We start from the raw sequence: 14,548 nt of genomic DNA, 5'->3' as shown, positions 1-14,548 counted from the left end.
CCACGCAACCAGGACAACGGCGACCCGCCGGCAGCGGGGGATCTCGCTGATATTTGCATTGATCGCCCTCGTGGTCATCTCTCTGGCCGCGGTGGCGCTGGTGCGGTCGGTGGACACCAGCTCGCTGGTCATTGGCAACCTCGGGTTCAAGCAAGATGCAACGTCGGCGGCCAGCCAGGCCGCTGAATCGGCCGTGGCCTACCTGAACGCCAATGCCGGCACGAATCTGCACAACGACCGGGCCGCCGCCGGCTACTACGCCAGCAGTCGCGACTCGCTGGACATGACTGGTCAGGGTTCCACCAGCAACGCGCGAGCAGTGGTGGATTGGACCGGCGGCGGCGCCTGCTCGCTTTACGCGGCGGGTAGCTTTGGCACCTGTGTGAGCCCGTCTGCCCAGATCAGCCTCAATGGTGGCGCGAATACGGCGCGCTACATCATCACGCGGCTTTGCGCGGGTGAAGGTGCACCGTCGGCAGTCGACTGCGCAGTGCCCACCGGTTCGGCGCTCACGGGCGGGGGCAACAAGGGCGTGCAGAGCTACAAGGACGGCAAGGCACAGACCATCGTCACGAATTCCCAGTACTACCGCATCGTCGTGCGCGCCACCAGTGCGCGCGGCACCGTCTCGTTCACCGAAACCATGGTCCAGCTGTAAGCCACGCAGGAGATCAAGCATGAAAACGACCTCTTTTCTCCCTGGGTTGCGGTGGATGGTTGGGGGCCTGCCCCTGCTCCTGGCCGCGTTGACGGCCAGCGCCGCCGGGCTCGCCGATCTGGCCGACCGGCCGCTGGCCAGCACGACCAATGGCACGCTGGTGCGCGCCAACCTGATGTTCGTGCTCGACGACTCGGGCTCCATGAGTAACAACTACCTGCCCGACGACGCGCCGACCGGCGACGTGTGCTTCGGCTGGGTCGGTGCCAACAAGATCTTCTACGATCCCAACCGCAGCTATCCGGCGCCCTTGAGATCCAATGGCACGTCGATGACGGACGCCACTTTCACGGCCGCCTGGAACGACGGCTACGTGAGCGGCTCGAGCACCGTCAACCTGAGCAACGACAACCCGGAAACGCCCAGTGTCGTCGGGGCGACCGTCGGCAACCCCGATCAGTCGGCCACCTCCGCGGTGTGCGGCGCCAGAAACGATCCCGCTTGTAGCATTCCCGGCAGCGGCTCCACGTCGAACTACGACAGTGCCAGCAACACGACGACCAGCGTCGTGACGTCGTACGCGCGCATCAATGCACCCGGCAAGACCTGCAAGAACAACGTAGCCAATAGCTGCTCCATCCAAAAAACCGTCACCACGACCAAGACCGAGGGTGACTATGGCTCCTTCCTCTGGGCGACGCCCAAGGCCGGGAAAACGGGCAGCAGCTGCTCGGGCCCCGACTTCGACGTCGTGCGCGCCCAGAACGCGACCGCGGCGCAGAAGCAGAACTATGCCAACTGGTTCTCCTACTACCGCACCCGCATGCTGGCCATGCGGGCCGGTGCCGGCATGGCCTTCGCCAGGATCGACGCCACGCGGTTTCGCGTCGGCTTCTCCAAGATCAGCGAGTACGCCAATAACGGCGCCGACGGCACGGGCTTCCTGAACATCCGTGACTTCGACGGCGGTACGCAGAAGACCGACTTCTTCACCCGCCTGTACGGCACGTCGGGCAACAGCGCCACGCCGCTGCGGCCGGCATTGGCGCGGGCGGGGCGCTATTTCGCCAACAAGCTGAGCGGGCAGAGCGACCCGATGCAGTACGCCTGCCAGCGCAACTACACCATCCTCTCGACGGACGGCTACTGGAACGAGGGCAGCATCACGCACAAGGACCTGGCCGGCACCGTGGGTATCGGCAACACCGATGCGGGCGCGTCGGTGGCGCGGCCGATGCGCGATGAGGGCAACGGCGGCGCCGGCTACGCCGACACGCTGGCCGACGTGGCCCAGTACTACTACGTCAACGACCTGCGCACCTCGGCGCTGGGCAACTGCACGGGCTCGGTCGCCAACCAGGACGTCTGCGCGAACATCGTGCCGGTCGACACCAAGGACAACAACCAGGCCCAGCACATGACCACGTTCGCGATGGGCCTGGGCTTGAGCGGGACCTTGACCTACGACAAGAATTACGAAACCCAGAGGAGCGGCGACTTTTTCGACATCAAGCAGGGCAACAAGGTCTGGCCCGAGCCGAAGTCCAACACGCTGACGGCCGTCGACGATCTCTGGCATGCCGCCGTCAACGGGCGCGGCACCTACTACAGCGCCAACAACGCGTCGGAAATGGCCGCCAGCCTCGTGGATGCGCTGACCCGCATCGACGCGGCCACGGGCAGTTCGGCCGCGGCGGCCACCAGTTCGCTGACACCGTCGGCGGGCGACGACTGGTTGTTCATCCCCCTGTACACCACCAAGACCTGGGACGGCACCGTCAATGCGTTCAAGATCGACACCGGCACCGGCGCCGTGATCAACCCGGGCACGCCGATCTGGTCGGCCGCCGATCGCATCAAGGCCCAGGCCTCGCGCACCATCCTGTTCAACAACGGCAGCAACAGCCTCGTCGATTTCACCGTGGCCAATCTGACCACCGCCGGCAAGATCAGCAAATTTCCGGACCCATGCGTCGGGGCGAGTCAGCTGAGTCAGTGCGCAACGATGGACCCGGGCGCCAAGCTCAAGGCCACGACCGCCAACCTCGTCAGTTACCTGCTTGGCGCCACCACCTACGAACAGTCTGCCAGCGCCGATGCCGACAAGGTGTTCCGCACCCGCGCCGGTCCCTTGGGCGACATCGTCAACGGCGCACCGGTCTACGTGAAGCAGTCGCCCATGAGCTTGAGCGATGCCGGCTACACCGCGTTCGCCGGCACCAAGCGGCCTGGCGTACTTTATGTGGGCGCCAACGACGGCATGCTGCACGCCATCAAAGTGGTGGACAAAGACAACGTGGCAGATGCCACGAGCGGCACCGAGCTGTGGGCCTATGTGCCGTCCATGGTCATGTCGAACATGTACATGCTGGCGGACGCCAACTATGAATCCAACCACCGCTTCTTCGTCGACGGCGCGCCGGTGGTGGGCGATGTGTATGACGGCACGAAGTGGCGCACTATCCTGGTGGGCGGCCTGGGCAAGGGCGGCAAGGGCTACTACGCGCTGGACATTACCGATCCCGTCTCTCCCAAGGCCCTGTGGGAGTACGCCACTGACGGCGACCTGGGCTACAGCTACGGCAACCCCATCATCACCAAGAACAAGGCCGGCAAATGGGTCGTGATGTTCACCTCGGGCTATAACAACGCTTCGGGCGTGGGCTATCTGTACGTGGTGGACGCCGTCACGGGCGCGCTGGTGGATGCAACGAGCAAGATCAAGGCCGGGACCAGTGTCGGCAGCCCCAGCGACCCCAGCAACCTGGGCAAGATCAACGCCTGGGTGGATGACGACAAGCTCGGCGTCGCATCGCGGGTGTATGGCGCCGACATGCTCGGCAACGTCTGGCGCTTCGACTTTGACGACAACTACGGCCCGGCCGGCAAGGAAAGCATGCTGCTGGGCCAGACGGGTAGCAACCAGCCCATCACGACCAAACCTGTGCTGAGCGAGATCATTGATGGCAACTACAAATACCCGATCGTTTCGGTGGCTACGGGACGCTACCTGGGCACCGGGGACGTTGGCGACACCTCGCTGCAGTCCATCTACAGCTTCAAGGACGACCTGGCGGTGTCTGGCCTGGGCGCGCTGCGCAGCAATGCCAACATGGTCCAGCAGACGCTGAAAGCCGACCGCAGCGGCCTGGAGAACGGCGCGACCATCAACTGGGCGACGCAAAAGGGCTGGTACGTCGATCTCAGCCTCAGCGCCGGCGAACGTGTCAGCGTCGACTTCGACCAGCAGCTCAACCAGCTCATCGTCGCCACCAACATTCCGCAGCCGACTGTCTGCTCGCCCGGCGGCACTTCCTGGCTCTACTACCTGGACGTCGGTTCCGGCAAGCCGCTGCTGACCTATTCCAGCACGACGCTGGTGGCGGGTATCACGACCATCGTCAGCTCCACCGGCAAGCTGCTGACCCTGGTGCAGCAGGTCGACGGCAAGAACGTCCCTCGCACAGGTGCTGACCCGATCAACCTGCCGCCGGGCACCCTGCGGCGCACCTCATGGCGCGAGCTGATGAACTGAGAGGCGCAGGCGCCAGCGGCTCGGTACGGGCGCCGTGGTGGTGCCTGGCCGGGGCGGCGCTGGCACACCTCGCGCTGCTCGCCTCCGGGGCGCAGGCGCTGAGCGACTGGAAGCGGGACCAGCTGCTGCCCAAGCCTACCGACGCGCCGGCGGCGCTGAAGGTGCGGTACGTGGCCGCGCCTGCCGTCACGCCGATTGCGGCGGCCGCCGAGCAACCGTCGCCTGCGGCCGCCATCTCTGGCCCGGCGACGGTGCCGTCGCCCCTTCCGCCTGAGATTTCCCGTGAGCCCTCGCCGCAACCCGCGGCGTCTGTCGTTGAGCCGGCCGTCTATGTGCCGCGGGCGCTGCTCAGCGTCGGGCCCGTGGCGCGCACGCCCGTGCTGCTGCAATGGCCTCTCAACTGGCCGGTGCGGCGGTCCTACAACGCCATCCTCAAGCTCTACCTGGACGAGCAGGGGCGGGTCGAGCGCGTCGAGCCCGACGGCGACGCCGTGCTGCCCGAGCCGCTGTTCGAGACGGCGCGGCAGGCTTTCATGGCAACCGATTTCAGCCCCGGTCAGCTGAATGGCCAGGCGGTCAAGTCCTGGATGCGCATCGAGGTGAACTTCGAGTCGGAGAAAGTCGCCGCTCCGCCTTGAAGGCCGGGCGTGCGGGAAGGCTTGGTGTTTCCCCTATCATGGCGCCCTTTCTCCCGCCCCCGGCTTGCAGCCTGCCTGCGTGAATCCCTTGGCAACCGCACCTCTGATTGAACTGCGCAACGTCAGCGTCGGCTACGGCGACCGCGTGGTGCTGGACGGCGTCAACCTGAAGCTGGAGCGCGGCAAGGTGCTGGCGCTGATCGGCACTTCGGGTGGCGGCAAGACCACCGTGCTGCGCCTGCTTGGCCGCCAGCTCAGGCCCATGAGCGGCCAGGTGCTGTTCGACGGCCAGGACCTGGCGCCGCTGGACCTGGACGGCCTGTACGCCGTGCGCCGGCGCATGGGCATGCTGTTCCAGTTCGGCGCGCTGTTCACCGACCTCAGCGTCTTCGAGAACGTGGCCTTCCCGCTGCGCGAGCACACCGACCTGCCCGAGGCCATGATCCGCGACCTGGTGCTGATGAAACTCAATGCCGTCGGCCTGCGCGGTGCGCGTGACCTGCTGCCCAGCGAAGTCTCCGGCGGCATGGCCCGGCGCGTGGCCCTGGCCCGTGCGATCGCGCTGGACCCGGACCTGGTGCTGTACGACGAGCCCTTCGCCGGCCTGGACCCGATCTCGCTGGGCGTGGCTGCCCGGTTGATCCGCGATCTGAACGACGCCCTCGGCCTGACCAGCATCATCGTCTCGCACGACCTGCACGAGACCTTCGAGATCGCCGACGAGGTGGCGATGGTGGCCAATGGCCGCATCGTCGCCCAGGGCACGCCGGACGAGCTGCGCCACAGCGATGACCCGCTGGTGCGGCAGTTCGTGGGTGCCGAGCCTGACGGGCCGGTGCGTTTTCACCAGCCTGCCGTGCCGGTGGCCGAGGACTTCGGGGTGGCGTCATGATGGCGCTGGCCGCCAACCTGGGCTTGAGCGTGCGCATGCTGCTCGCCGATTTGGGTGCCGCCGCGCGCCTGTTCGGCGCACTGCTCGCCTGTTCGCCCCGGGCGCTGATGCGTTTCGTGCTCGTGCGCGAGCAGCTCTTCTATCTGGGCAATCGCTCGCTGCTCATCATCGGCGTGTCGGGCCTGTTCGTTGGCTCCGTGCTGGCCCTGCAGGGCGACTACGCGCTGCAGCGCTACGGCTCCCGGGAAGCGGTGGGCCTACTGACTGCGCTGAGCCTGGTGCGCGAGCTCGGGCCGGTGGTCACGGCGCTGCTGTTCGCGGGCCGCGCCGGGACGTCGCTGACCGCCGAGATCGGCCTGATGAAGGCCGGCGAGCAGCTCACCGCGATGGAGATGATGGCCGTGGACCCGGTGCAGCGTGTGCTGGCGCCGCGCTTCTGGGGTGGGCTGATCGCGATGCCCTTGCTGGCCGCGGTCTTCTCGGCGGTTGGCATCATGGGCGGCTGGCTGGTTGACGTGCCGCTGCTGGGCATCGACCCCGGTGCCTTCTGGTCGCAAATGCAAGGCGGCGTGGATGTGTTCAAGGACGTCGGCAACGGTGTCATCAAGAGCCTGGTGTTCGGCGTGACGGTCACCTTCATCGCGCTGCTTCAGGGCTATGGTTGCCGGCCCACGCCCGAGGGCGTGTCGGCAGCGACCACGCGTACCGTCGTGCTGTCGTCGCTGGCCGTGCTGGCCCTGGACTTCACGCTGACCGCCATGATGTTTTCGATTTAGGGAGAAGGAAGGATGCAATCCTCTCGATATGACGCCTGGGTGGGCCTGTTCGTGCTGATCGGCGGCGCTGCGCTGCTGTTCCTCGCGCTCAAGGCTGGCAACCTGTTGAGCCTCAATTTCGATGCCACCTACCAGGTGTCGGCGCGTTTTGACAACATCGGCGGCCTGAAGCCTAACGCCGCGGTCAAGAGCGCCGGCGTCGTCGTCGGCCGTGTCGAGTCGATCAGCTTCGACGACAAGACCTTCCAGGCCAAGGTGCTGCTCAATATGTACAAGAACACGCAGTTCCCCAAGGACAGTTCGGCCAAGATCCTGACCTCGGGCCTGCTGGGCGAGCAGTACATCGGCCTGGAGCCGGGTGCGGATGAGAAGAACCTCGCCAGCGGCGACATCATCAGGCAGACGCAGAGCGCCGTGGTGCTGGAAAACCTCATTGGCCAGTTCATCAACAGCAAGGCGTCGGACATGGGCAGCGCCGCAGCGGCAGTACCTGCCTCGGGGAGCAAGCCGTGAACCGTATCGTCCGCATGCTGGCCCTGTTTGTCCTGGCCCTGAGCCTGGCGGGTTGCCAGACCGTCAAGGGTGTCGGCACGCGCATCGAGCGGGCTGTCGACAAGGTCATGGGCTCCAAGGGCCAGCGGCTGGATCCCTGGGAATCCTGGAACCGCAAGGTCTTCGCCTTCAATGAGAAGCTGGACGAGAACGTGCTCAAGCCCGTCGCGACCGCCTATACCGAGATCGTGCCTGCGCCCATCCGTACCGGCGTCGACAACTTCTTCGGCAACATCGGCGACGCTTGGTCGGCGATCAATCTGTTCCTGCAGGGTCGTTTCAAGGCCGGTGTGGAGCAGGGCATGCGCTTTGCCGTCAACTCGACGCTCGGCCTGGCTGGCGTGCTGGATATCGCCACCGAAGCGGGCCTGGAGAAGAACAGCCAGGACTTCGGCAAGACGCTGGGCAAATGGGGCATGGGCACGGGTGCCTATATCGTCTGGCCCTTGTTCGGCCCGTCCTCGGTGCGCGACTCGCTGGCCTTGCCGGTGGACTGGCAGGCCTCGCCGGGCGTGATCTTCGACGATGGCCGCAAGAAGGTCGCAATTACCGCGCTGAGCCTCGTCAACACGCGCTCCAACTTCCTGCGTGCCGGTGAAATGCTCGATGGCATTGCGTTGGACAAATACACCTTTTACCGCGACGCCTATCTGCAACGCCGCGGCAGCTTCGATGATGACGACGAGGTCGAGGTGCTCGTGCCGGGCAACGGCGCTTCGGCAGCGACCACCGCAGCTTCAGCGCCCGAGCCTGCGGCGTCCGAACCCGCGGCGAACGTGAAGAAGCCTGCCGAGCCTGCCTCTGCAGCGGCGCGGTGAATCCGCACGCGAACGGTTACGTCCCGAGAGCCAACCAAAATCCGGACTGGCGCGTTGAGCGCCCGTCCCGTTCAGAGAAAGCGAAACCATGACTGTGCTGAAATCCCTGCGCCGCCGCCTGCTCACCGTGGCCACCCTGGCGACCTTGAGCCTTGGCCTCGTGCATGGCGCCCATGCGGCCGATGGCGGCACGCCCGACCAGCTGATCCGCCAGCTGTCCCTGGAAACCATCGAGGCCGTCAAGGCCGACAAGGACATCCAGGCCGGCAATGTCAACAAGATCATCGCCCTGGTCGACGCCAAGGTGATGCCTCACGTCAACTTCCAGCGCATGACGGCATCGGCCGTCGGCCGCTTCTGGCGCCAGGCCACGCCGGAGCAGCAGACCAAGCTGCAGGCCGAGTTCAAGACCCTGCTGGTGCGCACCTATGCCGGCGCGCTGACGCAGGTGAAGGACCAGACCATCGGCCTGAAGCCGCTGCGCGCCCAGCCGACCGACACCGAGGTCGTCGTGAAGACCGAGATCCGTGGCAAGGGCGATGCCATCCAGCTCGACTATCGCCTGGAGAAGGCCGGTGCCGAGTGGAAGATCTATGACGTCAATGTGCTGGGCATCTGGCTGGCGGACCAGTACCGCAACAGCTTCGCCCAGGAGATCGGCGCCAACGGCATCGACGGCCTGATCAAGAGCCTGGCGGACAAGAACGCCAAGGCCGGCGCTCCCGCCGCGAAGGGCTGATCTTGAGCGGCCTGAAGCTGCCCGCACGGCTGCGCACGGACGGCGCCCGCGCCGCCTGGGCGCAGATGTCGCCCGCCCTGCGCGCCGAGGCCGCCCAGGTGCTGGCGGCGGCCGGCCGTGAGGTCAGGCTGTCGGCTGCCGAGTTGAAGGATTTCGATTCCGCGGCGCTGAGCGTATTGCTATCGGCCGGGCGCCAGTGCACCGAGCAGGGCGCAACGCTGAAGCTGGACAACGCGCCCGACAAGCTTCGCGAACTGGCTCGCGTCTACGGCGTGGCCGAACTGCTGTGGCCGCCTGCCGCGGCCGTCTGATCAGCCCGCGTAACGTTTCGCGCGCAGATTCTTCTTGATCTCCTGCAGCATGGGCCGCAGGTGCTGGCCCAGCTTCAGCGCCACGCCCGTGGTCAGGATGTCCACCGCGATCAGATGCAGCAAACGCGACACCATGGGGCTGTAGCGGTCGAAGTCCTCGGGATGGTCCACCGCCAGCAGGATCTGGCTGGGGCCTAGCGCCAGCTGCGCCAACGGCGAAGCGCTGGCCGTGATGATGATGATGGTCGCGCCCTTCTTGCGCGCGATGTCGGCCGCATCCAGCAGGTCGCGGCTGCGCCCCGAATTGCTGATGATGACGGCGCAATCGCCTGGCTGCAGCATGGTCGCACTCATGAGCTGCACATGGCCGTCGCTGGTCGCCGCCGTGTTCACGCCCAGGCGGAAGAACTTGTGCTGGGCGTCCTGGGCGACGATGCCGGAGTTGCCGACGCCGTAGAACTCGATGCGCCGGTTGTGGCGGGCCGAATCGGTCAGCGCGTCGATGGCGCGCTCGAAGGCATGGCTGGCTGCATCGTTGCGGTAATGCAGCAGGGCGGCAACGGCGTTGTCGACCACCTTGACGATGATGTCGCCCGTCTTGTCGTCCTCGTCCACGGCACGGTGCACGAAGGGCACACCTTCGTTGACGCTGCCGGCCAGCTTCAGCTTGAAGTCGGCCAGGCCGTCATAGCCGACGCTGCGGCAAAAGCGCACCACCGTCGGCTTGGACACATGCGACCGGTCGGCCAACTCGCTGACCGGCAGGCTGGCGAAGCTGCGGGCATCAAGCAGCAACAGCTTGGCAACCCGTTGCTCGGCCGGCGGCAGGGCCGGCAGGGCGGCCTTCACGCGCTCAAGAATGCTCATTGTTCTTCCGCCCAACTGAAACCATCACGCGCGACCAGTGCGCTGGCGGCGGCCGGGCCCCAGGAGCCTGCCGAATAGGGGCGCGGCCCGCTCGCGTCGGCCTCCCACGCGTCAAGGATGGGCTCGACCCAGCGCCAAGCCTGCTCTTGCTCATCGCTGCGCACGAAGAGGTTGAGGCGGCCGGCGATCGCATCCAGCAGCAGGCGCTCGTAGGCGCCGACGCGCTGCGTCGCAAAGGCCTTGTCGAAGTCCAGGTCCAGCGACACCGGCGTCAACTGTTCGCCGTGGCCGGCGCCCTTCTGGGCCAGCAGTTGCAACTCCAGGCCGTCCTCGGGCTGCAGCTTGATGACCAGGCGGTTGGGCTGGCTTGCGCCGGGGAAGATCTTGTGCGGCACGGGGCGGAAGTTGACGACGATCTGCGCGTCGCGTTCGGCCAGGCGCTTGCCGGTGCGCAGGTAGAAGGGCACGCCGGCCCAGCGCCAGTTGTTGACCTCGGTGCGCAGCGCGACGAAGGTTTCGCAGGCACTGTCGGGCGGCACCTTGACCTCTTCCAGATAGCCGGGCACGGCCTTGCCTTCGATGCTGCCGGCGCGGTACTGGCCGCGCACGACGTCGCGGGCGACGCTGTCGGGCGTGAAGGGCTTCAGCGAACGCAGCACCTTGAGCTTCTCGTCGCGGATGGCGTCGGCGTCGTTGCGCGCCGGCGGCTCCATCGCGATCATGGTCAGCAGTTGCAGCGCATGGTTCTGGATCATGTCGCGCAGCGCGCCGGTGCCGTCGTAGAAGGCGCCGCGTGTGCCCACACCCAGGCGCTCGGCCAGCGTGATCTGGATGTTGGCGATGCTCTCGCGGCGCCACAGCGGCTCGAACAGCGCGTTGCCGAAGCGCAGCGCCATCAGGTTCTGCACCGAGGGCTTGCCGAGGTAGTGGTCGATGCGGAAGGCCTGCGCTTCGGCGAAGACGCTGCGCACCGCGCGGTTGATCTCCTGGGCGCTGGCCAGGTCATGGCCCAGCGGCTTCTCCAGCACCACGCGCACCTTGTCGTGGTTCAGGCCCACGGCGCCGAGTTGCTGGCAGATGCCGGTGAACAGGTGCGGGCTGGTGGCGAGATAAAGGACGACGGTGTCGGCGTTGCGCGCGTCCAGCCATTCCTTGAGCCCGGCGTAGTGATCGGGCTGGGACAAGTCCATGCGGCGGTAGTGGATCAGCGCCGCGAAGCGCTCGAACTCCTCGTCGTTGGGACGCTTGGCGCCATCCACTTCGCGGAAGCGCTCCTTCAGCCATTCGCGATAGCGCTCGTCCGTCTGGTCGTCACGCGCGACGGCGAGAATACGGCCGCCTTCGGGCAGCTTGCCGTGCCGGAAGGCCTGGAACAGCGCGGGCATCAGCTTGCGCCATGTCAGGTCGCCGGTACCGCCAAAGAACACGAGATCGAAAGACATCTGCGGGGTCTCCAGGCCAGCGTCTCCCATGGAGCGCTAACCGTTGTGTAACTAAGTTTCGTGAAATACTATGCAGCAGTTTCTTCGTCGGGTCAATCCGTTCGACCCGGATACAGGCAGCCCATGAACCAGCTCGACCAGCTCAAAACCCTCACCACCGTCGTTGCCGATACGGGCAACTTCCTGCAGCTCGCGCAGTTTGCACCGCGAGATGCAACGACCAACCCTTCACTGATCCTGAAGGCGGTGCAGTCGCCCGACTACGCGCCGTTGCTGAAGGAGGCGGTCGAGGCGCATCGCGGCAAGCCCTTGGACGAGATCGTCGACCAGGTGCTGGTGCGCTTCGGTCTCGAGATCCTCAAGGTCGTGCCAGGCCGTGTGTCCACCGAGGTCGATGCGCGCCTGTCCTTCGACAAGGCCGCGTCGCTCGCCCGCGCCCGCCGCATCATCGGCCTGTACGAAGCTGCCGGCATCTCGCGCGAGCGCGTGCTGATCAAGCTGGCCTCGACCTGGGAAGGCATCCAGGCCGCTGCCGAACTGGAGTGCGAAGGCATCCGCTGCAATCTGACGCTGCTGTTCGCCTTCGCCCAGGCCGTGGCCTGCGGTGAAGCCAAGGTCCAGCTGATCTCGCCCTTCGTCGGCCGCATTTATGACTGGTACAAGAAGTCGGCCGGCAGCAGTTGGGATGAGGCGGCGATGGCCGGCGTCAACGACCCCGGCGTGAAGTCGGTGACGCAGATCTACGCCTACTTCAAGCAGCATGGCATCAAGACCGAGGTCATGGGCGCGAGCTTCCGCAACATCGGCCAGATCCAGGCGCTGGCCGGCTGCGACCTGTTGACCATCAGCCCCGATCTGCTCGCCCAACTTCAGGCCACCGACGCCAAGCTGGAGCGCGCGCTCGACCCGGCCAAGGCGGCGGCCGTACCCGCCATCCACCTGGACGAAGCCGCCTTCCGCTTCGCGCTGAATGAGGATGCGATGGCCACCGAGAAGCTGGCCGAGGGCATCCGCCAGTTCGCCGTCGATGCCGGCAAGCTCGACAAGCTCATCGAGGCCGCCTGACATGACGGCGCGCTGCGACCTGTCTCCCGTTTGGGCTGAACTGCAAGCCCATTTCGACCAAGACGGCGCCGCGAGCGGTCGCGGCTTCGATATCCGTGAAGCTTTCAAGGCGGATGCGGACCGCTTCGGCGCGCTGTCGTTTGAAGCGCCCGAGGTGTTCGCCGATCTGTCCAAGAACCGCATCGACATGCCCACGCTGGCCCTGCTGCTGAAGCTGGCGGCCGACTGTGGCCTCGAAGCGCGGCGCGATGCGCTGCTGCGCGGCGACCCGGTCAACCACACCGAAGGCCGCGCGGTGCTTCACACGGCGCTGCGCGCGCCGGCAGGCAGCAAGGCACCGTTCAATGCCGAGGTGCAAGCATCTCTGGATGCGATGCTGGCCTTTGCCGAGCGCGTGCGCCGCGGCGAGCGGGGCGAGATCACCGACGTCGTGCACATCGGCATCGGCGGCAGCGACCTCGGCCCGGCCATGGTCGTGCAGGCGCTGCAGGCCTTTGGTCGTCGCGATCTCAAGCTGCATTTCGTCTCCAACGTCGACGGCCATGACCTGGCGCCCGTGCTGGCCGGCGTTGACGCAAAGCACACGCTGTTCGTCATTGCCTCCAAGACCTTCACGACGCAGGAGACGCTGGCCAATGCGCAAGCTGCCAAGGCCTGGTTCCTGGCCGCCGGTGGAACGGATGTGGCGCGCCACTTCGTCGCGACCAGCAGCAACACTGCCGCCGCTGCCGCCTTCGGCATCGACACCGCCTTTGGTTTCTGGGACTGGGTCGGCGGCCGTTACTCGCTGTGGTCGGTCATCGGCCTGCCCATTGCCATCGCCGTCGGCGCCGACAACTTCCGTGAACTGCTGGCCGGCGCGCATGCGATGGACGAACACTTCGCGTCGGCGCCGCTCGACCGAAATCTGCCGGTGCTGCTGGGCCTGGTCGACGTCTGGTACCGCAATTTCCATGGCTTCACCAGCCGCAGCGTCGCACCGTATCACCAGGGCCTGCGCCGCCTGCCCGCCTATCTGCAGCAGCTGGAGATGGAGAGCAACGGCAAGGGCGTGGACTTGGACGGCAACGCGCTGTCAATCGGGACGTCGCCCGTCGTCTGGGGCGAGGCCGGCACCAACGGCCAGCACGCCTACTTCCAGATGCTGCATCAGGGCACGGACGTCATCCCGGTGGAGTTCATCGCGGTGAAGCGCCCGAATCACGGCGTAAGCGGAGAACTGGCCGAGAAGCTGGCCGACCAGCACCGCAAGCTGCTGGCCAACTGCCTGGCGCAGAGCCAGGCATTGATGCAAGGCAAGACGGCCGCCGAGGCCCTCACCGAGAAGGCGCCGACCGCGTCGGCAACGCTGGACCGTGGCGTCTTGTCCCGGCACCGCAGCTTTCCTGGTAACCGCCCCAGCACGACCCTCGTGCTGGATGCGCTGACGCCGCGTTCGCTCGGCGCGCTGATCGCCCTGTACGAGCACCGCGTCTTCGTGACCGGCGCACTGTGGGGCATCAACAGCTTCGACCAGTGGGGCGTGGAACTGGGCAAGGCACTCTGCAACCAGTTGCTGCCGCGCCTGGACTCCGGCGACACGGCGGGCCTGGACGGCTCGACCGCCGGCCTGTTGAAGCGGCTGGTGGCCGCATGAAGATCGTCTTTGATTTTGGCGGCGTGGTGTTCCGCTGGCATCCGGCCAGCTTCCTCGCGCGCATCTGGCCGCACCGCATCGAGACGCTGGAGCAGGGGGCGGCCGCGGCTGTGGTCTTTTTTCAGAACTATGGTGGCGACTGGGGCCTGTTCGACCAGGGCCTGATCGGCGCCGACGAGGTGGTGCGCCGCATCTCGGCGCGCACCGGCTGGCCGCGGGGCGACGTCGCTGCGGTCGTGCGTGCAGTGCCGGACGAGCTGATGCTGATCCCCGCTACTGCCGTGCTGATCCGCGATCTGCGCGCCGCGGGGCACACGCTGCACTTCCTGTCCAACATGCCCGAGCCGTATGCGGACCATCTCAGCCGCAGCTTTCCACTGAATGAATGGTTCGAGTCGGGCCTGTTCTCGGGCCGTGTCAAGCAGATCAAGCCGAGCGCCGAGATGTTCGCGATGGCCGAGCGTCACTTCAATGCGCCGCCGCAGGACCTGCTTTTCCTGGACGACCACCCGGCCAATGTCGATGCGGCCCTGTCACGCGACTGGCAGGCCTTCCTGTTCACGGATGCCGCCAGCGCGCGGCGTGAGCTGGTGTCGCGGCGTCTGTTGAGCGCTTGAGC

The 14,548-nt window shown here is 66.4% G+C and carries 14 protein-coding genes; 12 read left to right on the top strand and 2 right to left on the bottom strand.

The features are described 5' to 3' along the window. Window positions 1–58: 58 nt before the first annotated feature. The 9 genes from ACXJKM_RS02500 to ACXJKM_RS02460 all read left to right on the top strand — a co-directional run bounded on the left by ACXJKM_RS02500 (window position 59) and on the right by ACXJKM_RS02460 (window position 8,919). Window positions 59–658 carry a hypothetical protein gene (locus tag ACXJKM_RS02500; protein ID WP_056203330.1) on the top strand — a complete coding sequence of 200 codons (600 nt, stop codon included), beginning with the start codon at window positions 59–61 and terminating at the stop codon, window positions 656–658. A gap of 19 nt (window positions 659–677) precedes the next feature. Continuing rightward, window positions 678–4,193 (top strand): pilus assembly protein, encoded by a 3,516-nt coding sequence (locus ACXJKM_RS02495; RefSeq protein WP_457350031.1) that lies wholly within the window; start codon window positions 678–680, stop codon window positions 4,191–4,193. Beyond that, window positions 4,172–4,831, top strand: coding sequence for an energy transducer TonB (locus ACXJKM_RS02490; protein ID WP_056203336.1), 660 nt, complete (start codon window positions 4,172–4,174; stop codon window positions 4,829–4,831). The genes ACXJKM_RS02495 and ACXJKM_RS02490 overlap by 22 nt, the downstream gene beginning before the upstream one ends. Before the next feature lie 88 nt (window positions 4,832–4,919). Further along, window positions 4,920–5,723 (top strand): ABC transporter ATP-binding protein, encoded by an 804-nt coding sequence (locus tag ACXJKM_RS02485; protein WP_457324266.1) that lies wholly within the window; start codon window positions 4,920–4,922, stop codon window positions 5,721–5,723. Further along, the gene (gene mlaE, locus ACXJKM_RS02480; protein WP_457350028.1) at window positions 5,720–6,499 is read left to right on the top strand and encodes a lipid asymmetry maintenance ABC transporter permease subunit MlaE; all 780 of its coding nucleotides are present in this window, start codon (window positions 5,720–5,722) and stop codon (window positions 6,497–6,499) included. Before ACXJKM_RS02485 ends, mlaE begins: the two co-directional genes overlap by 4 nt. Window positions 6,500–6,511: 12 nt before the next feature. Then, window positions 6,512–7,012: an outer membrane lipid asymmetry maintenance protein MlaD gene (mlaD, locus tag ACXJKM_RS02475; RefSeq protein WP_457350026.1), complete on the top strand. Its 501-nt coding sequence runs from the start codon at window positions 6,512–6,514 to the stop codon at window positions 7,010–7,012. Further along, the gene (locus ACXJKM_RS02470; protein ID WP_235532086.1) at window positions 7,009–7,869 is read left to right on the top strand and encodes an MlaA family lipoprotein; all 861 of its coding nucleotides are present in this window, start codon (window positions 7,009–7,011) and stop codon (window positions 7,867–7,869) included. Before mlaD ends, ACXJKM_RS02470 begins: the two co-directional genes overlap by 4 nt. Before the next feature lie 88 nt (window positions 7,870–7,957). Then, entirely contained in the window at window positions 7,958–8,608 is a 651-nt protein-coding gene (locus tag ACXJKM_RS02465; protein ID WP_056203349.1) for an MlaC/ttg2D family ABC transporter substrate-binding protein, read from the top strand. Between the two features lie 2 nt (window positions 8,609–8,610). Further along, complete coding sequence (locus ACXJKM_RS02460; RefSeq protein ID WP_056203352.1) at window positions 8,611–8,919, top strand: STAS domain-containing protein; 309 nt, start codon at window positions 8,611–8,613, stop codon at window positions 8,917–8,919. Here ACXJKM_RS02460 and ACXJKM_RS02455 read toward each other — a convergent pair whose 3' ends face one another. After that, on the bottom strand, window positions 8,920–9,780 hold the full coding sequence (locus tag ACXJKM_RS02455) for a MurR/RpiR family transcriptional regulator (protein ID WP_056203638.1): 861 nt from the start codon (window positions 9,778–9,780) through the stop codon (window positions 8,920–8,922). A 2-nt stretch (window positions 9,781–9,782) separates the two neighbouring features. Continuing rightward, window positions 9,783–11,228, bottom strand: a complete 1,446-nt coding sequence (gene zwf, locus ACXJKM_RS02450) for a glucose-6-phosphate dehydrogenase (RefSeq protein WP_457325867.1) — start codon at window positions 11,226–11,228, stop codon at window positions 9,783–9,785. 123 nt (window positions 11,229–11,351) lie between these two features. Here zwf and tal point away from each other — a divergent pair, with 123 nt between their 5' ends. Genes tal through ACXJKM_RS02435 form a run of 3 tightly spaced genes read left to right on the top strand, consistent with a single transcriptional unit; the run spans window position 11,352 to window position 14,546 of the window. After that, on the top strand, window positions 11,352–12,293 hold the full coding sequence (tal, locus tag ACXJKM_RS02445) for a transaldolase (protein ID WP_457350024.1): 942 nt from the start codon (window positions 11,352–11,354) through the stop codon (window positions 12,291–12,293). Between the two features lies 1 nt (window position 12,294). Continuing rightward, the gene (gene pgi, locus ACXJKM_RS02440) at window positions 12,295–13,929 is read left to right on the top strand and encodes a glucose-6-phosphate isomerase (protein WP_457350022.1); all 1,635 of its coding nucleotides are present in this window, start codon (window positions 12,295–12,297) and stop codon (window positions 13,927–13,929) included. Continuing rightward, window positions 13,926–14,546, top strand: coding sequence for an HAD family hydrolase (locus tag ACXJKM_RS02435; RefSeq protein ID WP_056203360.1), 621 nt, complete (start codon window positions 13,926–13,928; stop codon window positions 14,544–14,546). Before pgi ends, ACXJKM_RS02435 begins: the two co-directional genes overlap by 4 nt. The last annotated feature ends 2 nt before the right edge of the window (window positions 14,547–14,548 follow it).

The organism is Roseateles sp. P5_D6 (genome assembly GCF_054049415.1).
The sequence above is the reverse complement of the archived record's forward strand: the minus strand, read 5'-3'. Positions and strand labels throughout refer to the sequence as shown.

Coding starts and splice junctions, on each gene's coding strand:
- zwf (WP_457325867.1), bottom strand. CDS start 11,228: ATGTCTTTCGATCTCGTGTTCTTTGGCGGTACCGGCGACCTGACATGG.
- mlaE (WP_457350028.1), top strand. CDS start 5,720: ATGATGGCGCTGGCCGCCAACCTGGGCTTGAGCGTGCGCATGCTGCTC.
- pgi (WP_457350022.1), top strand. CDS start 12,295: ATGACGGCGCGCTGCGACCTGTCTCCCGTTTGGGCTGAACTGCAAGCC.
- mlaD (WP_457350026.1), top strand. CDS start 6,512: ATGCAATCCTCTCGATATGACGCCTGGGTGGGCCTGTTCGTGCTGATC.
- ACXJKM_RS02465 (WP_056203349.1), top strand. CDS start 7,958: ATGACTGTGCTGAAATCCCTGCGCCGCCGCCTGCTCACCGTGGCCACC.
- ACXJKM_RS02495 (WP_457350031.1), top strand. CDS start 678: ATGAAAACGACCTCTTTTCTCCCTGGGTTGCGGTGGATGGTTGGGGGC.
- ACXJKM_RS02435 (WP_056203360.1), top strand. CDS start 13,926: ATGAAGATCGTCTTTGATTTTGGCGGCGTGGTGTTCCGCTGGCATCCG.
- ACXJKM_RS02490 (WP_056203336.1), top strand. CDS start 4,172: ATGGCGCGAGCTGATGAACTGAGAGGCGCAGGCGCCAGCGGCTCGGTA.
- tal (WP_457350024.1), top strand. CDS start 11,352: ATGAACCAGCTCGACCAGCTCAAAACCCTCACCACCGTCGTTGCCGAT.